The sequence below is a fragment of the Actinomadura xylanilytica genome, assembly GCF_030283145.1.
Classification (GTDB): domain Bacteria; phylum Actinomycetota; class Actinomycetes; order Streptosporangiales; family Streptosporangiaceae; genus Spirillospora; species Spirillospora xylanilytica.
In genome coordinates this window covers 2378462-2400867 of record NZ_JASNWE010000001.1, presented here as the reverse complement: position 1 = coordinate 2400867, position 22406 = coordinate 2378462, and the positions used below count along the sequence as shown (strand labels likewise).

Sequence of the window (22406 nt, the reverse complement as noted above, 5' to 3'; positions counted from 1 at the left end):
CGGGACGGACGAACCTCTGGTGTGCCAGTTGTCCCGCCAGGGGCACGGCTGGTTGGCTACGTTCGGTAGGGATAACCGCTGAAAGCATCTAAGCGGGAAGCCTTCCTCGAGATGAGTTCTCCCCCCCATCACTTGTGGTGGGTTAAGGCCCCCAACAGACCATTGGGTTGATAGGCCGGACATGGAAGCACGGTAACGTGTGGAGTTGACCGGTACTAATAGGCCGAGCGGCTTGAACAACACTTCTAGAATGTTTTGCTGCTGTCGTTTGGTGTTCGCGTCCCTGTGTAGTTCCCGGAAAACAAACGGGAACACGCCCCCGTATGCGGGGTTTTGATTTGTGAATATTGCTCTGAGCTTTGGTTGCTTGGACGATTACTTCCCGCCACCCGATTGGGTTGGGTGGTTGGGGTTTGGTCGTTCGGTGGTTATGGCGGAGGGGAAACACCCGGTCCCATCCCGAACCCGGAAGTTAAGCCCTTCAGCGCCGATGGTACTGCACGGGAGACTGTGTGGGAGAGTAGGACACCGCCGGACTCTTTTTGTGAAAGGCCCCGCCATTCGGCGGGGCCTTTCTCATTTCTCCGACCCTTTTCAGGCCCTCCAGTCGGGCCAGAGAAAGGGGAGGGACGGTCGGGTCAGATGTCGTCGCCCGCGAAGACGGCGTCGGCGTCGACGATGCGGTAGGCGTAGCCCTGCTCGGCGAGGAACCGCTGCCGGTGGGCGGCGTAGTCCTGGTCGAGCGTGTCGCGGGCGACGACCGCGTAGAAGCGGGCGCCCTGGCCGGACGCCTTGGGGCGCAGCAGCCGGCCGAGCCGCTGCGCCTCCTCCTGCCGGGAGCCGTACGCGCCCGACACCTGGACCGCGACGCTGGCCTCGGGCAGGTCGATGGAGAAGTTGGCGACCTTCGAGACCACCAGCACGTTCAGCTCGCCGGACCGGAAGGCGTCGAACAGCCGCTCGCGTTCGCGCACCCGCGTCTCACCCTTGATGACCGGGGCGTCCAGCAGCTCCCCCAGCTCGTCGAGCTGGTCGATGTACTGGCCGATGACCAGGGTCTGCTCGCCGCGGTGCCGGTCGACCAGCGCCTGGACCAGCTTGGTCTTGGTGTCGGTGGTGGCGCAGAACCGGTACCGCTCCTCGGGCTCGGACGTCGCGTACGCGAGCCGCTCGGAGTCGGTGAGGGTGACCCGCACCTCGACGCAGTCGGCGGGCGCGATCCAGCCCTGCGTCTCCATGTCCTTCCACGGGGCGTCGTACCGCTTGGGCCCGATGAGCGAGAACACGTCGCCCTCGCGGCCGTCCTCGCGGACCAGGGTCGCGGTGAGGCCGAGCCGGCGGCGGGCCTGGAGGTCGGCGGTCATCCGGAAGATCGGCGCCGGCAGCAGGTGCACCTCGTCGTACACCACCAGGCCCCAGTCGCGGGCGTCGAACAGCTCCAGGTGCGCGTAGGCGCCCTTCCGCCGCGTCGTCATGATCTGGTAGGTCGCGATGGTGACCGGCCGGATCTCCTTCTTGGTGCCGGTGTACTCGCCGATCTCGTCCTCGGTGAGCGAGGTGCGGCGGATCAGCTCCTGCTTCCACTGGTGCGCGGAGACGGTGTTGGTGACCAGGATCAGCGTGGTGGCGCCCGCGCGGGCCATCGCCGCGGCCCCCACGATGGTCTTCCCCGCGCCGCAGGGCAGGACGACGACGCCCGAGCCGCCGTGCCAGAACGACTCGGTGGCGTCCCGCTGGTAGGTGCGCAGCTCCCAGCCGTCCTCGGCGAGATCGATCTGGTGGGCCTCGCCGTCCACGTAGCCGGCCAGGTCCTCGGCGGGCCAGCCGAGCTTCAACAGCGACTGCTTGAGGGCGCCGCGCTCGCTCGGGTGGACGACGACGCCGTCCGCGCCGACCCGGTCGCCGAGCATGCCCTTGATCTTCTTGGCGCGCAGCACCTCCTCCAGGACCGAGCGGTCGGAGGAGGACAGCACCAGGCCGTGCGTGGGGTGCTTCTCCAGCCGCAGCCGCCCGTAGCGGGCCATGGTGTCGGCGATGTCGACCAGGAGCGCGTGCGGGACCGGGTAGCGGGAGAACTTCAGCAGCGTGTCGACGACCTGCTCGGCGTCGTGCCCCGCGGCGCGGGCGTTCCACAGCGCCAGGGGCGTCACCCGGTAGGTGTGGATGTGCTCGGGAGCCCGTTCCAGCTCGGCGAACGGGGCGATCTCCTTGCGGCACGCGTCGGCCACCTCGTGGTCGACCTCCAGCAGCAGGGTCTTGTCGGACTGGACGATGAGCGGACCGTCGGACACGAAATGCAGCCCCCGTCAGAAGTGGATGGTGATCGATGGTCCGTTCGGAGAACGGGCACCCGGGGGGTGCAGGTTATCCGAGGCCGGCAGCGCGCCGGACGGTCTGAAACGGACCCATGTAGCCAACGTCCCGTACGGCCGGTGTCTTCCCGCCGCCCAGTGCGGCCCAGTGCGGTCCTGGGAGGGGAACGGCAGTACCGGCCAGAGCGTGGACGGGCCGGCCGGGGAGCGAGAACGAGGGGCCCTGAGAGGGGCCCGGAGGGGGCGGTGCGGGTACTTTGCCGTCCGGTGGTGTGCGATGCCGGTGTGTGAGACGCAGGTGGTGTCAGATACCGGTGGTGCCGCCTGGCTGGTACTCGTCCTCGCTGAAGACGCCGGTGGCGATCATCAGGATGAGGAGCACCACGCCGAGCGCCATGGAGACCCCGAAGATCACCCAGCTCCATATGGTCAGCGTCCGGGACGCGGCCGGGTCGGTGGCGGCCTTGCCGACCGCGAGCGCCCCCGTCACGATCCCGGGGATGGTGAGGAGGTTGCAGCAGATCAGGGTGGCCACGGCATTGCAGACCAGCGCGACGATGGCCGAGGCGTTGCTCCCGCCCTGGGAATGCGGGACGCCGGGCGGGCCGTATCCGGGAGGCCCCCCGTACCCTGGGGCGCCGTACCCCGGGGCGCCGGCTCCGTACCCGGGGGTTCCGTAGCCGGGAGACCCCTGGCCCCCGGGGTTGTAGGGGTCGTCCCAACCGGGGGGCGGCTGCCCTCCGTATCCGCTCATCGCGGCCTCCCTCACAGAATGGTTCGATGGGATCCGCCTCAGGCCGGGATACGCCGCCCGTCCGGAGCCACCCTGTCGGACTGCGCAGATTACCCGCCGGTGATCCGATTTGCCTGCTTCAGTACTGGGGCTTCGTTGAGGCAGGACCGGTGCGGGCCCGCTTCATGGCATCCTTTGGTCGGATCACCGAAACGGGCTGCGGGTTCGGGTGCGCGGCCGATGGCCTGGAGTGGACGCGGGGTCCGGTCAGTCCTCGTCGCCGAGCTCGGCGACCCCGGTGATGCGGTGCAGGGCGAACCGGTGGACGGCCGCGCGGGTCGCGTCGTAGCCGGTCAGGAAGCCGCCCTCGACCCGGACCGGTTCCACGATGCGGCTGGACGACTGGCCCTGCTGGTCGAGATAGCCGATCCACACCCGGCCGCCACGTTCGACCGCGCCGCGCAACTGCTCGACGGTGGCCGCCGCGGGGGAGCGGGGCGGCTCGCCTGCGGGGGCGTCCGCGCGCAGCCGGGCCTGCTCGGCGCCGTGCCGGGCGGCCTCGTCGCCGGCCCGCAGCGCCCGGACGGCCGCCGCGATCATCGAGGCGTCGGTCGACTCGTCCGGGCGCAGCCGGACGATCTCGGCGGTGGGGGGCGGCTCGGCGCGCTGCGCGTCCGGCCGGGTGATGATCACGCCGCCGCCCGGGGACTCGGCCACCGGCGCCAGGCCGAGCGACCGCAGCCCGTCCAGGAGCTGGGCGCGTTGCAGCCCGGACGCCAGCACGGTGGGCGCCAGCCGGTAGAGGCGCAGGGGGTCGGCGTGCCGGTCGGCGAGGATCTCGTCGAGCGTGGCGGGGGAGTCGGTGCGGACGTAGGAGGCCATCGCCCCGACCCGCAGATGCCCGTGCCGCCGCGCGACGTCGTCGATCAGGTAGGTGAGCGGCTGCGGGAGCGGGGTGGTGGAGTGCCGGGCCAGCAGCCCGGTCACGTCCCCGGCGGTGCGGCCCGCGTCCAGCGCGCGGCGGACCGACTCGGGGGTGAACCGGTAGACGGTGGCGCCGCCGGTGGACTCGACGTCGGCGGCCAGCGCCAGTTCGCGGGCCAGCTCGGTGACCAGGGGACCGGGGGCGATCGCGGTGAGGTCGGCCTGGATCAGGATCTGGTCGACCGGCTCGGGGAGGAACTTCTCCAGGCCCGGTTCGGCGTCGCCGCCGTCCAGCAGGTCGCGGGCGTACGGGGCGGGCTCGCCGAAGCCGGTCAGCCCGAGCATCGCCGCCTCGCGCAGCGTCCAGGCGATCAGCCGGTCGCGCAGCGGGCCGCCGCGCCTGGGGTACAGCCAGGTCAGCCGGGCCCGGAGCCGCTCGGTGTCGACGGCGACGCCCGGTTCGGCCTGGACCAGCACCCGCAGCGTCGCCCGCCGGGTCGCGGGCGCGCTGACCCGCACCATCGCCTCGCTGAGCGCGTTGATCAGGCGGTCGCGGTCGTCGCGTTCGCCGGCGAGGCCGGCGGCCCGGTCGGACTTGAGCCAGCCGCGCGCGAGCTCGACCCAGCGGCCGGCGGTCTCGCGCATGAGCCACAGGTCGTAGGCGGGGGTCGGCAGCCATTCGCCGTCGAGGTCGCCGCTGCGGGTCAGCAGGCCCGCCGCGTAGGCGATCTCGACGAGCACGGCCGCCTGCCACTCCTCGACGTCCAGGAGCTGCGCCGCCGAGCGCAGGTCGCGGACTGCGAGGCCACCGCTGCGCAGGACGGGCGGCGGGTCGAGGCCCCACCGCTCCAGCAGCTCCTCGACCAGCCGCACGGCGTTGAACGCCTCGCCCGCCGCGGCGCGGACGACCAGGTCTTCGCGGTGCGGCGGGGTGCTCCGTCCTCGGGATCCGGCCTGTTGCTCCTGCGCGCGCGTGGGGGCGGGTGCGGGGGCGGCGAGCGGGGGAGGCTGCGCGCTGACGTCCCGGAAGAGCCGTCCGCCGCGCAGGTGGAGAGCGACCTCGCGGGGCAGGCTGACGGTGCGGTCGTCCTCGGCGGCGAGGAGGCCGCGGGCCAGCAGCCGCTCGATCGGGGTGGTCGCGGTGTCGATCCGGACGGGACGGCGCGCGTCGGCGACCCGTCCGACCGGCGGACCCCACGCGAGCTGCTCGAGGGCCGCCCGCGCCTCGGGGCCCGCGTCGCGGATCAGTGCTTCGGGGGCGGCGAGCAGCTCGGCCAGGCGGCGCAGCAGCCGCGGCGAGTCGGGGAAGCCGCGCGGCTCGGCGCCGTCGAGATCGATGATGAGCTGGGTGAGCCGCTCGGAGTTGTAGCCGGCGAAGACCTCCTGGACGGGCGGGCCCAGCCCTGCGGGGTGCGGCAGCCCCTGCCGTACACCGGGAGCGGTCGTCGGGGACGCCTTTCCCCAGACGAGGCCGTACTGGCGGAGCTTCTCGACGGCCGCGCCGGACTGTGACGCGGTGGCGCCCAGTGCGGAGGACAGCGTGCGGGGCTTCACTGGGGCGGGGAGGACGAGCAGCGCCTCCAGCGTGGCCAGGGTGAAGCGGTCGAGCCGGTCGAGGGCCCGGGAGATCGCGGTGGGCGTCGCGGCGCGGGCGGCGAGCGCGGTCAGGTCGGCGGGGACGGGCGCGATCAGCTCGGGCCGCGCGGACAGCAGCGCACGAAGCTCGTCGTCGCCGCGTGCGCGCAGCCAGTCCGCGTACGTTTCCATGCCGCTCCCCAACATATTGTCGCGTGCACCCTGTCCGGCCGGGCACCTATCAGCGTAGGAGCCCGGAGCGCACGTCCGGAGCGAGGCGGTGGTATGCGCGGTGCGGTACGCAGGCCGTACCCGCGCGGTGCGCGTGATGCGGCGGATCGGCGCTGATCGGGGCGTGACCGCGGGTCCCACCGCGTTGGGCTCCCGGGTGCGCCGCCGTCTGGACGATACCCGTGGTGGCGGCGCACCCGGTAAAGCACACGTGTCCAGGGGAAACGACGCGTCCACCTTGAGGGCGGACGCGTCGTTTGTGGAAGGCCGGTTGCGGCCAGGGACCGGGCCGTCGGCCGCGACCGCGGGAACGTGGAGGGCATGGTTTCGGCGCGCCACCGCCTCGGGCGGATGGCACGGGTCAGGGCGCCGGCGCGGGCTCCAGGTGCACCAGGCCGAGGCCGAGCCGCGCCCAGCTCGCCACGAACCGCTTCTCGTCGATGCGGGTCGGCGGCTCGTACATCGCCTCGTTGGCCAGCCAGTAGTTGACCACCGCGCCGCCCAGGATCGAGGCGATCGCCGGCCAGTCCTCGTCGGAGCCCTCGAACTCGGGCTGGGTCGCGAGCCAGGTGGCGATGCTGTCGTAGAGCGGGTTGACGATGCCCTCGCGCATCTCGGCGACCAGGCCGGGGAACTGGTCGAGATCGCGGAACAGCACCCGGATCAGGTCCTGCTCCTCGCGCATCTTGGCCAGCCCGATCTGGCACGTCATCCGCAGCCGCTGCTCGAGCGGCCGGTCCTCGTAGACGGTGGCCTGCTGCATCACGTCGTCGATCTGGTGACGGGTGCGTTCGATGTGCTCGCGGATGCCGGAGGCGAGCACCTCCTGCTTGGACCGGAAATGGCGGTAGAGCCCGCCCGCTCCCGGTGACAGGCCGGCCGCGGCCTCGATCTCCGCGACCGAGGTGGCGGCGTATCCCCGGTCGGCGAACAACCGGAGCGATTCGACCACGATCCGCTCGCGTGTGGATGACGTCATGGTGATGTGTTCCTCCGCAAGAACACTAAGGCATCAGGGGCCTGACATGCCCTGTCGAGGCACCGGCGCGCCCGAATTCGTGATCGGGCTCGCGTCGGGCACGGGACGGCTAGAGTTCATGCCCTCGAGCCCTGTCGCCGGAAGGGCGCCGTCGGAAGGGTCGAGGATGTTTGTGTCTCCGCGGAAGGACGGCCGGGGGGCCTTCCTCCCCGAGGACTTCGTGATCCCCACCCTGGTGGCTGGGCCGCGGTTCCGGATCCGGCCGATCACCGTGAGCGACGTGGTCAAGGACTACGGCGCGGTCGTGGGCAGCCTGGAGCGGCTCCAGGGCAGGTTCGGGCCCGAGTGGGGCTGGCCCGACGGCGAGTTCACCTTCGAGCAGGCGCTGATTGACGTCGCCTGGCTCCAGAAGGAGGGCCAGCTCCGGCGGTCGTTCAGCTACGTCGTGACGACGCCGGACGAAGAGCGCCAGCTCGGCCGGATCCACGTCGCGCCGTCCGACGACTCCGCCGCCGACGCGGTCGTGGTGTTCTGGGTCCGCGCCGACGCCGAGGAGACGGGGCTGGAGCGGGAACTGGAGACGTTCGTCCGGGAGTGGGCCACGACGGCCTGGCCGTTCGAGGTCGTGCGCTTCCCCGGACGCGGCGACCCCGCCTGATCCGGCTGAGGCCGCCTGATCCGGCTGAGGCCGTCCGGTCCGGCGGGCCTGGTCAGCCGAGGCGGCGGATCAGGCCGACCAGGATGCGGCCCGCCACCAGGTAGACCACGGCCGCGAGCCCGTGGTTGACCGCCACCTCCACCTTGTGGTCCCTGGGCTGGAACACGTCCTTGAACTGCCAGGCGAGGTCGGTGGCGCGGTCCCCGGTCCAGCGGACCAGGTCGTTGGCGGTGTTGGCCTCGAACGCCACGAACACGATGTGCACGGCCAGGACGAGCACGACGACCGTGGTGACGACCGAGACCGCGGTGGCGAGCACGCGGGCGGCGCGCCTGCGGGCCGCGGCGGCTCCGGCCGCGGTGGGGCGCCGCCGCCGTGCCGCGGGGGTGCTCTGTGCGGGGGTGCTCTGCGCGGGAGGGGACGCGGCGGTGCTGCCGGGGCCATGCTCTGGGGTGCTGCCGGGGTGATGCGTCGTCGGACGGTCGCGGTCTTCGGCCATGTCGCCCTCTTTCCGGGTGGGGCGGGGGACGCGGCGGGCCGGTGGTGGGTCCGGTCCGGGGGTTTCCTGGTCAGGCGGTTTGTAGGTGGAGGGTCGGGTATATCCCCCTCGCAAGGTGGCTGTTTCAGACGACCGGGACAACCAGTTTCGGTCGGTGCTATCTCGGACGGCCGTCGCGCGAATGGACCCCGCGCTCTCCCATTCGGATCCCGTCGCATCGCCACTACCGGGAGAGCGCGGGTACGCGCGCGGCCGATGCGCCCGGGGCGGCCACGGCCGGCCGCCCGCCGGGCCCGGATCCGGGACGTGCTCCCGGGCGGCGATTGTGCCATACCCCCCCCCTTTACCCTGTGGGACGTGCTGGACCATGATTCGCCGGAATTCCCGGCCCGCGATTCCGCTCCCGACGCCCTCGCCCTCGGGTTCGACCTCGATCTGACCCTCGCGGACACCCGTGCCGGGATCAGCGCCGTCTACGCCGCGCTCGCCGACGAGACCGGCGTCGCGATCGACACTGCGGCGGTGGTGGCGCGCATCGGCCCGCCCCTGGAGGAGGAGCTGGCCTACTGGTTCCCGTCCGGTGAGGTACCGGCCATGGCTGCCCGCTACCGCGCGATGTACGCCGACGTCGCCGTCCCCGCGACGGTGCTGATGCCCGGTGCGGCCGAGGCGCTGGAGGCGGTGCGCGCCAAGGGCGGACGGACGGTGGTGGTGTCCGGCAAGAACCAGGCCGACACCGAACGCACCGTCCGGTTCCTGGGGCTCCCGGTGGACGTCGTGGTGGGCGGCTTCTTCGGCGCCGACAAGGGCGTGGCGCTGCGGCGGCACGGTGTGGGCGCCTACATCGGCGACCACACCGGCGACGTGGACGCGGCCCGCGCGGCCGAGGCGGTCGCGGTGGGGGTGGCCACCGGCTCGTTCGACTCGGCGGCGCTCAGCGCGTACGGCGCCGACGTCGTCCTGCCCGATCTGCTGGCCTTTCCCGGGTGGCTCGGCGAGTACTCCGGCGCCTGAACCGTTCGACGTCCCGTCGTGATCGGCGCGGTCCGGCCCCTGCTTGATCATCCGCTATTCGGGCGGCCGGCCGTCTGAGGACGTACCGGTTGATAATGGGATGCCCTTCCCGGGCGCTCCAGGTAGCTTCTGTCCGTTGGCCCGCAGTGGTTCCCGGCCGTCACCGGTGTGTTCACCGGCACGCGGCAAGGCACTAATCTTGGGGTCAATTCAGAACGAGAACTGATCGAGGTCTCCCCGTGCCGACTGGCAAGGTCAAGTGGTACGACGCCGACAAGGGGTTCGGCTTCCTCACCCGCGACGACGGCGGTGAGGTGTTCGTGCACTCCTCCGCCCTCCCCGGCGGGCTGACGGCGCTGAAACCCGGTCAGCGGGTGGAGTTCGGCGTGGTCGAGGGGCGGCGCGGGCAGCAGGCGCTGTCGTTGCGCGCGCTGGAGACCCTGCCGTCGGTCGAGAAGACCATCGCCAAGCAGAAGCGCAAGAAGCCGGACGAGATGGTCGTGATCACCGAGGACCTGATCCGGCTGCTCGACGACATCTCCACCGTCTACCGGCGCGGCAAGCACCCGGCCCCGGCGGAGGCCAAGAAGATCGCCATCGTGCTGCGCGCGGTCGCCGACGACCTGCACTCCTGATCCTGGCGCGGCCGCCGCGGATACGGCCGATTTCGGGGACTCGACCGGAGAGTGCGTTTTCTGATCCGCGTCCGGCCCACCTCCCGTGCGCCACGCCCGTCCCCCTGCGCCGATCCCGTGTCAGCGGCGGCCTGACGGCGGTTGAGGGAGGTGTGGTGCCCGGCCACGTCCTTCCATGGGCGAGAATTGAGCCGTGAGCCCACTCCGTCAGTCCAGCCCAGCGAGTTCCGCCGCCGCCTCGACGCGGCGAACCCGTACTCCCGCCGTCGACGCCGCCTGTGCGGAGGCCGTCGACCTGGCCAGGGACGCCGCCGAGGAGACGGCCTGGCCGACGCGGGTCGGCGAGCACCTCGGCCTGCGGGGCGAGGGCGACCGGGTGGTCACGCACGACTTCGCCTGCCTCGACCCCGCCTACCGGGGCTGGCGGTGGGCGGTCACGGTGACCCGCGCCGCGCGGGCCAAGAACGTCACGGTCGACGAGGTCGTCCTCCTGCCCGACGACGGCGCGCTGCTCGCGCCGCCGTGGGTGCCGTGGCTGGAGCGGCTGCGGCCGGGCGACCTCGGCCCCGGCGACCTGCTGCCGACCGCCCCCGACGACGTCCGGCTGGCCCCCGGCTACACCCAGGTCGACGACGCCACCGACCACGAGAACCAGTGGGAGCTCGGCCTCGGCCGGGTCCGGGTGCTGTCCCGGGAGGGCCGCGACGAGGCCGCCGAGCGCTGGTACGAGGGGACCGCGGGGCCGCGCGCGCCGATCGCCGCGTCCGCGCCGGCGCAGTGCTCGACGTGCGGGTTCTACGTGCCGCTCGCGGGCGAGATGCGGCTGGTGTTCGGCGTGTGCGCCAACGAGTACGCGCCCGACGACGGCCGGGTGGTGTCGGCCGACCACGGGTGCGGCGCGCACTCCGAGGCGGTCGTCGTGCCGCCGGTGTCCGAGCACAACCCGCCGGTGATCGACGAGTTGGGCTATGACGTCGTGCCCGAGGACACGCCGGCGGATTCCGAGGCCGAAGAGGCCCTCGGGCACAGCTGAGCGCCCGGCGATGACCTCTCAGGCGGGGCCGCCGGGCGGCGACCCGTTCGGCACCGGGGCCCTCCGCGACCGGGTGCTGCGGGCGTGGGGCGAGTCGCCCGCGCGGTTCCGCGAGGACGCCAACGCCGAGGAGGACCAGGCCCTCGGCGGCTATCGCGACCGCGTCGTCGTCGAGCTGGCACAGAACGCCGCCGACGCGGCCGCCCGGGCCGGGGTGCCCGGACGGCTCCGGCTGACCCTGCGCACGGCGGCCGGCGCGGTGGCCACGGACGCGGTGGCCACGGACGCGGCGCCTACCGGTGCGGTGCTGACGGCCGCCAACACCGGGGCGCCGCTCGACGCCGCCGGGGTGGAGGCGCTGTCCACGCTGCGCGCCTCGGCGAAGCGCGACGACGCCGGCGCGGTCGGGCGTTTCGGTGTGGGGTTCGCCGCCGTGGTGGCGGTCAGCGACCGTCCCGCGATCGCGTCGGTCACGGCCGGTGCCGGCGCGCCGGAGACGACCATGGACGGCGCGACCGGCGGGGCCGGCGCGGCCGGGGTCGAGTGGTCGGCGGCGGGCGCCCGCGCGCTGATCGCCGGGCTGCCCGCGCTCGCCGCCGAGCTCGACCGTCGCGAGGGGCAGGTGCCGCTGCTGCGCCTCCCGTTCCCGCTGGACGGTCCCGGCCTGCCCGAGATCCCGTCCGGCTTCGCCACGGCCGTCCGGCTGCCGCTGCGCGACGCCGGGGCGGCGGATCTCGTCCGGCGGCAGCTCGACGCGTTCGGGCCGGCGCTGATGCTCGCGCTGCCCGCCCTGGAGTCCGTCGAGATCGACATCGACGGGACGGTGCGCGCGCTGACCGCCGAGCGCGGCCCGGACGGCCTGGTGATCATCGACGGCGAGCCCTGGCGGACGGCCGAGGCGCACGGCACGATCCCGCCCGCGCTGCTCGCCGACCGGCCCGTGGAGGAACGCGCCCGTCCCGCCTGGCAGGTGCGCTGGGCGCTCCCGCGTGACGCCGGGGCCGCCGTGCCGCGCGTCGTGCACGCGCCGACCCCGAGCGACGAGCGGCTCGACCTGCCCGCGCTGCTGATCGCCTCGTTCCCGCTCGCGCCCGACCGCCGCCATGTCGCGCCCGGCCCGCTCACCGACTACCTGGTCGAACGCGCCGCCGAGGCGTACGAGCGGCTGCTGCTCGACGAGCCGACGAGCCCGAAGCTCCTGGACCTGGTCCCCAGCCCGGTGGGGGCCGGCGAGCTGGACGCGCGGCTGCGGCGGGCCGTCCTGGACCGCCTGCCCGAGGCCCCGCTGCTGCCCGCCGCCGGCGTGGACCCGCAGGACGATCTCGAGGGGCCGCGCCGGGTCCGGGGCCGCGACGCGGTCGCCGTCGACGGCCCGTCCGCGCTCATCGAGCTGCTCGGCGGGCGCGGCGGCAGTGGAGAGGGCGGTTCCGGCGAGCCCCTGGACGGCGAGCCCCTGGACGGCGGGGCCGTGATGCCGGGGCTGCTGCCGCCCGACTGGCCCGCCCGGCATCCGGCGCTGGCCGCGCTCGGCGTCCGGCGGGTGGAGATGGCCGACGTCATCGACGAGCTCGCCGCCCTCGACCGCGAGCCGCGATGGTGGCGGGGCCTGTACGAGACGCTGAACGGCGCGTCCACCGATTCCCTGGGCGCCCTCCCGGTTCCGCTCGCGAGCGCCGCAGCCGACTCCTGGGGGCCGGGCGGAGGGTGGCCGGGCGGAGGGGCCGGCGCCGCGCGCGGCGGACGGGTCGTCCGGGGGCCGCGCGGGCTGCTCATCGCGGGCGACGGCGTCGATCCGTCGGCGCTCGGCGTGCTCGGGCTGCGCTTCGTCCACCCCGAGGCCGCGCATCCGCTGCTGCTGCGGCTCGGCGCGGTCGAGGCGGGGCCGCGCTCGGTCCTCGCCGATCCGGCGGTGCGGGCGGCGGCCGAGGGCTCGTTCGACGCCGACGACCCCGACGAGGTGGCCGAGGCCGTCCTCGGCCTGGTCGCCGCCGCCGGGATCGACCCCGGCGACGAGCCGTGGCTGGCCGAGCTCGCGCTCCCGGGCGCCGACGGCGACCTCTATCCGGCCGGCGAGCTGCTGCTGCCGGGCAGCCCGCTGCGCGCGGTGATGGCCGGGGACGCCCCGTTCGGCGTGGTCGACGGCGACCTGCTCGAACGCTGGGGCCCGGACCCGCTCACCGCCGCCGGCGTGCTCGACGGCTTCGCGCTGGTGCGCGGCGAGGACGTCAACCTGATGGGGCTCGCCGACCAGGCCGAGGCGTTCGACCTCGACGACGAGGACCGCTGGGCCGACGAGGTCCTGACCCGGCTGGGCGAGCAGGACCTCCCGCCGCTGCTGCCGGAGTTCCAGGCCGTGCGCGACCTCGAGCTCGTCGAGGACTGGGGCGCGGCCCTGCGCCTGCTGGCCCGGCCGCCGTGGCGGGCCGCGATCACCGAACCCGCGCACGTGGCGCTGCACGACGGACGGCGGGCCGTGGTCCCCTCCTACACGGCGTGGTGGCTGCGGGCCCGTCCGGTACTGGACGGACGTCTCCCCGGGGAGTTCCGTCTACCGGACGACCCTGAGGGCGCGGGCGGCGCCGATCTGCTGAGCGGGCTCTACGACGCTGCTCCGGACGGTCTCGACGAGCGCCTGCTGCTGGCGCTGGGCGTACGGACGTCCCTGGCCGACCTGCTCGACGAGCCCGGCGGCGTCCAGGAGCTCCTCGACCGGCTCGCAGACCCCGCCCGGACGGTGACCCGCGCGCAGCTTGGCGGGCTGTGGACCGTCCTGGCCGAGATTCTCGACGAAACCGGCGGGCCCGGCCCGCGGATCGACCCGCCGGAGCGGGTGCGGGCGCTGGTGGACGGCGAGGTCGAGGTCGTCGAGGCCGCGGACGCCCTGGTCCTGGACCGGCCGGACGTCCTGCCGCTGCTGCCCGGCCAGCCGCTGATCATCGCCGGGTACGGGCGGCACGGGCGGCTGGCCGAGCTGCTTGACCTGCCCGCCGCGGGGGAGGAGATCCCCGGCGTGGTGGAGTCGGCGGGGGCGGAGCGGGCCGTCCCGGACGCGGTGCGGGCCGTGTTGCCGGACGCACCCGAGACCTACACCGCCCACGAGCGGCTGATCGTGGACGGGCAGCCGGTGCCCTGGTGGTGGGGCGGGCCCGGGAAGCAGGGCGAGCCCGACGCCGTGCACGCGAGCGGCCACGCGGGGCTGGCGCGGGCGCTGGCGTGGTCGGCCGGCCGGTGGTCCGAGCGGCTGCTGGTCGAGGCCGTGCTCCGCGACCCGGACGCGCTGCCGGTGCTGCTCGCCGAGGCCGACCTGACCCCATGACCCACGGCGCCGCCGCGAGCGCCCGGACCGGGTCAGGCCCGGTCAAGCCCCGTCAGGCCCGGGTCAGGCGCTCTCGCCACCGGTGTTCCGGGCGGCGGCGCGGTCGGCCTCCTGGCGGGCCCGTCCGGCCTGCAACCTGGGGATGTACCAGACGGCGAACAGCCCGATCACGATGCCCGCGGCGCACGTCCACAGCCACCAGCGGTCGCTCTCGGGCAGCCCGATGATCAGCATGACGATCAGCGCCGCCGCCCACGCGGCCGTCCCGGCCATGGCGATTCGCACGTCGTTGGTCCGCATCGGCGGTGGATCGGGGCGGCGCGCTCGGGTCATGCGCCCAGATTACGCGGCGCCCCCGTGATCGCGGCTTCGCATGTCAGCGGGCGGTCATGGGACCATGGAGGCAGACCAACCAGCGATCGGAGGGTGAAGTCGTCCACGCCGCGCCGGGCCGCCGTGCCCGGATCGGACCGGACTGCCCGCGCCGGCGATCTGGCGGAATAGGTTCCGCCGACGTATCGTTAGCAAAAGCAATGACTTCTGCGAACGACAATGACAACGCCACCGACCAGAAACCGCGCGGCACCGGCCCCGGGGCTGGCCGAGGAGCTGCGCATCTCGATCGCCCGGCTGTCGCGCCGCCTGCGCACCCTGAGGACCGCGGCGGACGGCGGATCCGCGGGCCCGCTCTCCCTCACCCAGTTCGCCGCGCTCGCCGCCATCGAGCGGAACGGCTCGATGACGCCGCGCGAGCTGGCCGACCACGAGAAGGTGCAGCCGCCCTCGATGACCCGGGTGATCGCCTTCCTGGAGGAACGGGCGCTGGTGGTGCGCAGCCCGCACCCGACCGACGGCCGCCAGGTGGTGTTGAGCGCGACGGAGGAGGGACGCTCCCTGCTGAAGGAGGAGCGCCGCCGCAAGGAGGCGTGGCTGTCCCGGCGGCTCGGGGAGCTGACCGCCGACGAGCGGGAGATCCTGCGCAAGGCGGCACCGATCCTCGACAAGCTCAGCAGGTCCTGACCCTCTCCGGCTCCCCCCTGCCCGGAGCCGCGGCGCCGGGCGGGACAGGCGAGAGCGCCGGCCTCCTCGTCGAGGAGGCCGAGGCCATCGTCGCCGCCGAGGAGACCGACGGGGTGGCCGGACGGCCCAGGCGGCCCGAGGAATCCGGAGTGCTCGAGGGATCCGGAGGACCCGAGGGACCGGAGAGACCCGCGGAACCCGAGGAACCCGAGGAGGCTCGCGCCGGCGGGATGTTCCGCTCGCTGCGGGTCCGCAACTACCGGCTCTTCGCGGCGGGCCAGGTCGTCTCCAACACCGGCACCTGGATGCAGCGCGTCGCCCAGGACTGGCTCGTCCTCGAACTGGCGCACGGCAGCGGGACGGCGCTCGGAATCACGACCGGCCTCCAGTTCCTGCCGCTCCTGCTCTTCGGACTCTGGGGCGGGGTCATCGCCGACCGCTACCCCAAGCGCCGGGTCCTGATGATCACCCAGGTGGCGATGGGCGCGCTCGCGCTGATCCTCGGCGTCCTGGCCATCACCGGCAGCGCGCAGGTCTGGCACGTGTACATCCTGGCCTTCGGCCTCGGGCTCGCCACCGTCGTCGACAACCCCACCCGGCAGTCGTTCGTGGTGGAGATGGTCGGCAAGCGGGACCTGCCGAACGCCATCGCGCTCAACAGCGCCACGTTCAACGGCGCCCGGCTGCTCGGCCCGGCCGTGGCCGGGGTGCTGATCGCGGTGCTCGGCAGCGGGCCGGTGTTCCTGGTGAACGCGGCGTCGTTCGGCGCCGTGCTGTTCGGCCTGTACGCGATGCGGCAGAGCGAGCTGCACGTGGCCGAGCCGGTCAAGCGCGCCAAGGGGCAGCTCCGCGAGGGGCTGCACTACGTGCGCGGGCGGCCCGACCTGATCCTGGTGCTGGTCCTGGTCGGCTTCGTCGCCACGTTCGGGATGAACTTCCAGATGACCACCGCGCTCGTCGCCCGGGAGGTCTTCCACACCGGCGCGTCCTCGTTCGGGCTGGCGTCGAGCATGCTCGCGGTGGGCGCGCTCACCGGCGCGCTGATGGCCGCGCGCCGCGCGACCCGGCCGCGGCTGCGGCTGCTGCTGGTCGCGGCGCTGCTGTTCGGCGTGCTGGAGGTCGGCACCGGGCTGATGCCGACGTACTGGTCGTTCCTGGTGCTGCTGGTCCCGACCGGGATCGCGCTGATGACGTTCACGACGGCGGCGAACGCGACGATGCAGCTCGGCGTGGCGCCCGAGATGCGCGGCCGGGTGATGGGGCTCTACATGTTCGTGTTCCTGGGGACCAACCCGCTGGGCGCGCCCACCGTCGGCTGGATGGCCGAGCAGTTCGGACCGCGGCTGAGCATCGTGCTCGGCGGCGCGATCGCGGTCATGGTCACGCTGGTGGTCGGTCTGGTGGCGGCGCCACGTGGAACGGTCCGTCCGGCGCTCGCCCGGGTGCTGCACCCGCGCCGCCGCCTGGCGAAGGCGTGACGCGCAGGTGAGGGCGACGGGGCGGCCGGGTGCACGGCAATGTTCGGCTCCGTGCACGTGACAACGTGCGGTACCGGCTGAAAAGCTGATCGGGTGGCTCTCCGGATCTGTCCATGAGACTCTTCGTGGCGCTCGTACCGCCGCCGGTCGTCCTCGACGAGGTCGAGGAGGCCGTCGCGCCCCTCAAGGCGGAGGGGCCCGAACTCGCGTGGATCCGGCGGGAGCTGATCCACGTCACGCTGAGCTTCCTCGGCGCGGTCGACGACCGCACCCTCGACCGTCTGCTGCCCCGGTTGGAACGTGCCGTCGCCCGGCACGGCCGGCTGTCGCTGTCCCTCGCGGGCGCGGGCGCCTTCCCCGGCAACGGCGCGCACGCGCGGGTGCTGTGGACGGGCCTCTACGGCGACCGGCGCGGGCTGGCCGGGCTGGCCGCCTCGACGTCCGCCGCCGGACGGCGCGCCGGCACGCTCCCCGACAAGCACCCGTCCTTCCGGCCGCACCTCACGCTCGCCCGCTCCCGGCAGCCCGCGGACGTGCGGCCGGTGATGGAGGGGCTGTCGACGTTCGCGGGCACCGCGTGGACCGCCGACGCCGTCCACCTGATGCGCAGCCACCCCCCGGGCAAGCTGCACGGCCAGGTGGAGTACGAGTCCATGAAGACCTGGTCACTGCGCTGACCCCAGCCCCTGGTCCCCTTCGAGGGCCTGGCCCGGCGCGGGTCAGAGCTCGGGCGGCGGGGGAGCGGGACGATCGGCGTCGGGCGGGCCCCAGGGGAGCCCGAAGCGCTCGCAGGCGCGGCGCAGCTCATCGAGGTCGGGAGGGAACGAGACCTGCCGCAGCACTCGGCCGGACGGTCCCCAGACCACCAGCCGCGGCATCCGCTCGTTCGACTCGTCGATGCCGACGCCGCCGACCCGGTCGCGGGCCAGGTCCCATTCGACCCGGCCGCGGCGGGTGATCACCGCGAGCCCGGCCGGGGACACCCGGAGCTGGGCGCGGTTGCGGTCGTACAGCCAGTAGCCGCCGAGCCCGATCAGCAGCCCGGCCGGCAGCGACCAGACCGCCGTCGCGGCGAACCCGCCGAGGTCGGGACCGAGCCAGATCGCGCCGACCAGCGCGACCGCCTCGCACAGCAGCAGGCTCATCCCGTACGTCCCGAGCCGGGACCGCCGGGTCGCGTCGAGCTGCACGCCGGGCGCGGTGACCGGCCCGGGGGGCGCGGCGATGCCGGGCACGGGACGGGGGCCGGCGGCCTCCCCGGTCCCGGCGGCGCCCGCCCCCGCACCCGCGCCCGCGCCCGAGCCGGTCTCGGTCGGGCCGGTCTCGGACGGGCCGGACTGCGCCCCCACGGCCGCCGCGGCGGCGGGCTCGGCCTCCACAGCGGGCTCGGCGGCGGTCGCCGACAGGGTGGAGACGGCCGCGTGGAACGCGGCGCTGAGGTAGGCGTCGTACTCGGCGTCGGTGACCGGGAGCCCGGCCCTGAGGGCGGTCTCGCGCAGGTCGGTGCGGGAGATCCGCAGGGTCGACAGCGGCGCGGCGAAGAACTCGTCGCCGTCGGAGTCGTAGAGCCGGACCCAGGCGTGCCCGGCGATGGTCAGCAGCTCGATCCCGCCGATCCGGTCCTCGGGCATGCGCAGCACCACGTCGCCCGCGGCGTCGGCCCAGCCGAGGCCGCCCTCGGCGACCACCAGCCGCCCGCCCGGCACCTGCGCGAAGATCTCGGGCAGCCCCTCCAGGCCGTACTCGGGCGGGCGCGGCACCCGCGCCGACGGGGTGATCACCCGGTAGCCGTGGTCGTCGAGGGCGTGCGTGAGCTGGAAGGCGTCCAGCCCGTGCGCGGGCAGCCGGGCGATCAGCGCCAGCCGGTGGTCGAAGGCCAGCACCGCCGGATCGGCCCGCTGCGGCTCGCCGGTCAGCGGATCGGTGCCGAGCCCGGGACCGACCACGAGCGCGGCGACGCGCGTCGCCGGGAGCTCCTGGAGGCCGCGCCGCCCGGCACGGCCCCGCACCCGCAGCCGCCGGGCGGTGATCGTCCAGTCCACCCGGGCGGTGCGCAGCATCCGCCGGCGGGCCGCGAGCACGCCGGTGATCGCGGCCAGCGCCCAGCAGCCGGCCGCGAGCCGGGCGCCGAAGCCGACGGTGCCCTCGATCGCGACGCGCACGACCATGACGGCGCCGAGCAGGCCGGTGAGGGTGCCGAGCGTCGCGATGCGGCGGCGGCTGGGCAGCGGCGCCGGGGTCCGCAGCCGCACCGCCGCGTCGAGGCCGGCGCCGCCGGCGGGCGATCGCTCCGCGGTGCCGGCGGTGAGGAGGGAGCGCGGCTCGCGCGGCGGCTCGTGCGCGGCGGAGAGGAGCTCGGCCTCCTGGTCGAGCAGCCGCTGCTCGGCGGTGTGGTCGCGGGGGAGGCGGCCGGCGCCGGGGGTGTCGTCGAGGCCGGGGGCGCGCAGCGCCTCGTCCACCGCGGGATCGAGCAGGTCGGCGCTGTCGCCGTCGAGGACGTGCACCGGGATGCCGAGGCGCCGGGCCGTCACGAACAGCGCCAGCGGCTCCAGGCCCATCGCCGTCAGCCCGCCCGCCGACGTGCGGCCGAACCGGTGGAACACCGTCAGCGCGCCGTCGCCACTGGTGATCGCCAGCCCCTCGATCCGGGACCGCTCGTACCGGACGAGGCTCGTCCCGCCGGAACCGACCCGTTCGAGCCCCTGGTCGGACAGCCGCCAGTAGGGCCGGGGGCGCCGGCCGTGGATCTCGGGGGCCGCGCCCAGCAGCCAGGGGGCCAGGGCCACCGCCGCGATCAGCGCCGCCCAGAGCCAGACCGGACGGATCGGCACCAGCGCCAGCGCGACCGCCAGGAGGGCGAACGGCCCCGCGGCGATGGGACGCCAACGCCCGCCGGGTGCGCGCAGGCCCTCCAGCTGTTGCTCCACAGTCCGCATCCTCTCGCGGGTCCCCGCGGGCCCGTCGACTCCTTCCGCGATCCGATCCGCGCCCGTCACCGTGTTCCAGCGTGCCGGTCAGGTGCGGGCGTGCACTCCCGTCACGCGCGTCTCCGCATCACCCCGTACCCGACGACGGCGGCGATGGCGAGCACGAGGAACAGCCCCACCCGGGGGCCCTTACCCTCGCGGTGCCCCTGGTCGGCGTTGTCGTCCCCGGCCGCCTTGGGGGACGGCGAGGCGGCCGGCCGCGCCTTCTCAGGGAGGGAGACCTGGTACACCGGCTGGTTCGTGCCCTCGGAACCGACCAGCAGGGACCGTCCGTCGGCGGTGTAGGTCACCGACTCGCCCTGCTTCTGCGAGGGCAGCGACACCGACCGCAGCGATGGGCCGGGACGGCCGTCGGCGCCGACCGCGTAGGCGCGCGCGCCGAAGTAGGTGCGGATCACGTAGCTGCGGCCGTCGGGGGCGAACGCGGCGTCGGTGGCGATGGCGGGGGCGTCGCCGACCTCGCGCATCGTGTTGAAGCCCTTGGTGCTCAGCCGCGCGGGCCCCTCGTACAGCTTGCCGGAGAACAGCTTGGACGCGATGTAGAGCCGGTTGGTCGTCGGGTTGATCATCATGGCCTCGGCGTTGCGCGGCCCGTCCTCGTACTTGATCCGGAACGCGGTGGCGCGCAGCGTCTGGGTGCGCATCACGGCGGGCTCGGGGATCCGGTAGACGGTGACGTAGGGCCAGGCGCCACCGAGGTTGTCGCCGATGTCGGCCACGTAGATCGCGGGCCGCCCGCGCTCGTCGGCGCCGATCGCCATGGCCTCCCAGTCGCGCGCGCCGGCACCGGCCAGGGTCAGCACCGCGCGGGTCCGGCCGTCCGGGCCGAGCGCGAAGATCTCGGGCCGGCCGCCGGAGTCGTTGTGGGTGTAGACCACGCCCTTGTGCCGCCGGCTCGTCGCCAGCCCGCTGGACTCGCCGATCCGCGGATCGGTGACGGTGAAGACGATCTTTTGGTCGGCGCTCGGCGCGGCCGACGCGGGCGGCGCGGCCAGGAGCATCGGCGTCCCGGCGACGGCCAGCGCCCCGAACGCCGCGCCCGCCCGGCCGGCGCGTGCGCGGACGGCCCGGCTGCGGACGGCCCGCTCGCGGGCGGCTGTGTTCAATTCAGCAGCGCACCGATGACCACGGCGAGGACGAGCGCGGTCAGCACGGTGGGAAGCAGCCATTGGGGCGCGCGGTTCACGGTCCCGAGCTTATTCGGCCGGGCGCGCACCTCGAACCGGGCATCCATGATCTACATCTCATCCTGCGGGCGGGCGGCGGCGGGTCCACCGCCGCCGCCCGTCCGGACGGGTCAGAGGCGCTCGACGACGTGGTCGATGCAGGCGGTGAGCGCCTCGACGTCGGCCGGGTCGATGGCCGGGAACATCCCGATGCGGAGCTGGTTGCGGCCGAGCTTGCGGTACGGCTCGGTGTCGACGATGCCGTTGGCGCGCAGCGCCTTGGCGACCGCGGCGGCGTCGACGGCGTCGGTGAAGTCGATCGTGCCGACGACCTGGGACCGCTGCGCCGGGTCGGCCACGAACGGCGCGGTGTAGGCGGTCTTCTCGGCCCAGGTGTAGAGCCGCTGCGCGGAGTCGGCGGTGCGGGAGGTCGTCCAGGCCAGGCCGCCCTGCTCGTTCATCCAGTCGATCTGCTCGGCGAGCATCAGCAGCGTGGCGACGGCGGGAGTGTTGTAGGTCTGGTCCTTGACCGAGTTGTCGACCACGGTCTTGAGGTTGAAGAACTCGGGGACGTACCGGTCGGACGAGCCGATCTCGTCGATCCGGGCGAGCGCGGCCGGGGAGGCCAGCGCGATCCAGAGCCCGCCGTCGGCGGCGAAGCACTTCTGCGGCGCGAAGTAGTAGACGTCGGTCTCGGCGACGTCGACGGGGAGGCCGCCCGCGCCGGACGTGGCGTCGACCATGACCAGCGCGTCGTCCGCGGTGGTGCCGGCCGGGCGCTTGATCGGCATCGCGACGCCGGTGGAGGTCTCGTTGTGGGTGAGGGCGTAGACGTCGACGCCGGCCTCGGCGGACGCGACCGGGTGGGAGCCCGGGTCGGCGGAGATCACCGACGGGTCCTCCAGCCACGGCGCGCCCTTGGTGACCTTGGCGAACTTGCTGGAGAACTCGCCGAACACCAGGTGCTGCGATCTGGACCGCACCAGCCCGAAGGCGGCGGCGTCCCAGAACGCGGTGGTGCCGCCGTTGCTCAGCAGGACCTCGTAGCCCTCGGGCAGCGAGAACAGCTGCGCGAGGCCGGTGCGGACCCGGCCGACCAGGGACTTCACCGGCTTCTGCCGGTGCGAGGTGCCCAGGTAGGTCGAGCCGGAGGAGGCGAGGGCGGCGAGCTGCTCGGGCCGCACCTTGGACGGGCCGCATCCGAAGCGGCCGTCGGCGGGCTTGAGCTCGGCGGGAATGACAATGGCTGGATTCGCGCTGTCGGTCACTCGCAGCAGGCTACTTGACCTGCACTGGAGATCGCCGCCGGGTTCACATGCCGAGACGTGAGGTGTCGGTCACCGTCGCCGCGAGCGCCGCCGGATCGCCCATCCGGCCAGGACGATCAATGCGATTCCACAGATACCGGCATTGACGGCGGGCGGGTAGACCCAGTCGTCACCGCGCGTGTGCGCCTCGGTGGCCGTGCGTACCGAGTCGTAGGCGAGGAACGCCAGCAGGACGGCCGCGATCCCGAAGGCGATGCGTCCGGAAACGGCGTTGGCGCGGCGCCGCCGCTCTTGGCGTTCGGCCTCGTAGCGGAGCAGCTCCTCCGCCTCCGCGCGCCGCCGCTCGTCCCAGGTGGGGCCACCGGTGGGTGATCCGCCGGGTACACCGGGATCATCGGACGCGGCGGTGGCACGGCCGATATGGGCCGCAGGTCCGATGTCCCCTTCTAGTGGCTCGTCGGTGCTCACCGCGCAATCATGACAAAGCGCATCCTTCGTAAGGGCGGCGGGCCGAATTGAAGAAGATTCGATCTTTTTCGCTACGCACGGCGTCCTACGGACAGGAGGCTGGAACACCA

At 73.9% G+C, this 22406-nt stretch carries 19 protein-coding genes and 2 rRNA genes; 10 read left to right on the top strand and 11 right to left on the bottom strand.

Going from position 1 to position 22406, the window contains the following annotated elements:
• Positions 1-240, top strand: a 23S ribosomal RNA gene (locus QP090_RS11065); the annotation flags it as partial.
• Between the two features lie 180 nt (positions 241-420).
• Positions 421-537 (top strand): 5S ribosomal RNA (gene rrf / locus QP090_RS11060).
• Between the two features lie 101 nt (positions 538-638).
• Here the strand turns inward: rrf and QP090_RS11055 are convergent.
• The 4 genes from QP090_RS11055 to QP090_RS11040 form a co-directional block, all read right to left on the bottom strand.
• Entirely contained in the window at positions 639-2291 is a 1653-nt protein-coding gene (locus QP090_RS11055; RefSeq protein WP_285938530.1) for a DNA repair helicase XPB, read from the bottom strand.
• A gap of 325 nt (positions 2292-2616) precedes the next feature.
• A complete protein-coding gene (locus QP090_RS11050; RefSeq protein ID WP_285938529.1) occupies positions 2617-3066 on the bottom strand; it encodes a hypothetical protein in 450 nt (149 codons plus the stop codon).
• Between the two features lie 246 nt (positions 3067-3312).
• The gene (locus QP090_RS11045) at positions 3313-5736 is read right to left on the bottom strand and encodes a helicase-associated domain-containing protein (RefSeq protein WP_285938528.1); all 2424 of its coding nucleotides are present in this window, start codon (positions 5734-5736) and stop codon (positions 3313-3315) included.
• A gap of 400 nt (positions 5737-6136) precedes the next feature.
• Complete coding sequence (locus tag QP090_RS11040; RefSeq protein ID WP_285938527.1) at positions 6137-6754, bottom strand: TetR/AcrR family transcriptional regulator; 618 nt, start codon at positions 6752-6754, stop codon at positions 6137-6139.
• Between the two features lie 166 nt (positions 6755-6920).
• Between QP090_RS11040 and QP090_RS11035 the strand changes: the two genes are divergently transcribed.
• Positions 6921-7412: a GNAT family N-acetyltransferase gene (locus QP090_RS11035; protein WP_285938526.1), complete on the top strand. Its 492-nt coding sequence runs from the start codon at positions 6921-6923 to the stop codon at positions 7410-7412.
• A 52-nt stretch (positions 7413-7464) separates the two neighbouring features.
• Here the strand turns inward: QP090_RS11035 and QP090_RS11030 are convergent, their stop codons facing one another.
• Positions 7465-7911, bottom strand: a complete 447-nt coding sequence (locus tag QP090_RS11030; protein ID WP_285938525.1) for a hypothetical protein — start codon at positions 7909-7911, stop codon at positions 7465-7467.
• 357 nt (positions 7912-8268) lie between these two features.
• Here QP090_RS11030 and QP090_RS11025 point away from each other — a divergent pair, with 357 nt between their 5' ends.
• The 4 genes from QP090_RS11025 to QP090_RS11010 all read left to right on the top strand — a co-directional run bounded on the left by QP090_RS11025 (position 8269) and on the right by QP090_RS11010 (position 13909).
• Positions 8269-8925, top strand: coding sequence for an HAD family hydrolase (locus QP090_RS11025; RefSeq protein ID WP_285938524.1), 657 nt, complete (start codon positions 8269-8271; stop codon positions 8923-8925).
• A 239-nt stretch (positions 8926-9164) separates the two neighbouring features.
• The gene (locus tag QP090_RS11020; protein ID WP_285938523.1) at positions 9165-9560 is read left to right on the top strand and encodes a cold-shock protein; all 396 of its coding nucleotides are present in this window, start codon (positions 9165-9167) and stop codon (positions 9558-9560) included.
• A gap of 193 nt (positions 9561-9753) precedes the next feature.
• Positions 9754-10593, top strand: a complete 840-nt coding sequence (locus tag QP090_RS11015) for a DUF3027 domain-containing protein (protein WP_285938522.1) — start codon at positions 9754-9756, stop codon at positions 10591-10593.
• Positions 10594-10603: 10 nt separating this feature from the next.
• Entirely contained in the window at positions 10604-13909 is a 3306-nt protein-coding gene (locus QP090_RS11010; RefSeq protein WP_285938521.1) for a sacsin N-terminal ATP-binding-like domain-containing protein, read from the top strand.
• A gap of 63 nt (positions 13910-13972) precedes the next feature.
• Here QP090_RS11010 and QP090_RS11005 read toward each other — a convergent pair whose 3' ends face one another.
• On the bottom strand, positions 13973-14242 hold the full coding sequence (locus tag QP090_RS11005) for a DUF2530 domain-containing protein (protein ID WP_285938520.1): 270 nt from the start codon (positions 14240-14242) through the stop codon (positions 13973-13975).
• Between the two features lie 219 nt (positions 14243-14461).
• Between QP090_RS11005 and QP090_RS11000 the strand changes: the two genes are divergently transcribed.
• From QP090_RS11000 to thpR, 3 genes are all read left to right on the top strand, one after another.
• Entirely contained in the window at positions 14462-14929 is a 468-nt protein-coding gene (locus QP090_RS11000; protein ID WP_285938518.1) for a MarR family transcriptional regulator, read from the top strand.
• 230 nt (positions 14930-15159) lie between these two features.
• On the top strand, positions 15160-16407 hold the full coding sequence (locus tag QP090_RS10995; protein ID WP_285938633.1) for an MFS transporter: 1248 nt from the start codon (positions 15160-15162) through the stop codon (positions 16405-16407).
• Positions 16408-16520: 113 nt separating this feature from the next.
• A complete protein-coding gene (gene thpR, locus QP090_RS10990; RefSeq protein ID WP_285938517.1) occupies positions 16521-17084 on the top strand; it encodes an RNA 2',3'-cyclic phosphodiesterase in 564 nt (187 codons plus the stop codon).
• 42 nt (positions 17085-17126) lie between these two features.
• On the opposite strand, the gene QP090_RS10985 is transcribed toward thpR, so the two are convergent.
• The 5 genes from QP090_RS10985 to QP090_RS10965 form a co-directional block, all read right to left on the bottom strand.
• Positions 17127-19334 (bottom strand): hypothetical protein, encoded by a 2208-nt coding sequence (locus QP090_RS10985; RefSeq protein ID WP_432763022.1) that lies wholly within the window; start codon positions 19332-19334, stop codon positions 17127-17129.
• Between the two features lie 110 nt (positions 19335-19444).
• Positions 19445-20500, bottom strand: coding sequence for a hypothetical protein (locus QP090_RS10980; protein ID WP_285938515.1), 1056 nt, complete (start codon positions 20498-20500; stop codon positions 19445-19447).
• Positions 20497-20628 carry a hypothetical protein gene (locus QP090_RS10975; RefSeq protein ID WP_285938636.1) on the bottom strand — a complete coding sequence of 44 codons (132 nt, stop codon included), beginning with the start codon at positions 20626-20628 and terminating at the stop codon, positions 20497-20499. Before QP090_RS10975 ends, QP090_RS10980 begins: the two co-directional genes overlap by 4 nt.
• A 63-nt stretch (positions 20629-20691) precedes the next feature.
• Positions 20692-21828: a phosphoserine transaminase gene (gene serC / locus QP090_RS10970; protein WP_285938514.1), complete on the bottom strand. Its 1137-nt coding sequence runs from the start codon at positions 21826-21828 to the stop codon at positions 20692-20694.
• Between the two features lie 69 nt (positions 21829-21897).
• Positions 21898-22296: a hypothetical protein gene (locus QP090_RS10965; RefSeq protein ID WP_285938513.1), complete on the bottom strand. Its 399-nt coding sequence runs from the start codon at positions 22294-22296 to the stop codon at positions 21898-21900.
• Positions 22297-22406: the final 110 nt, after the last annotated feature.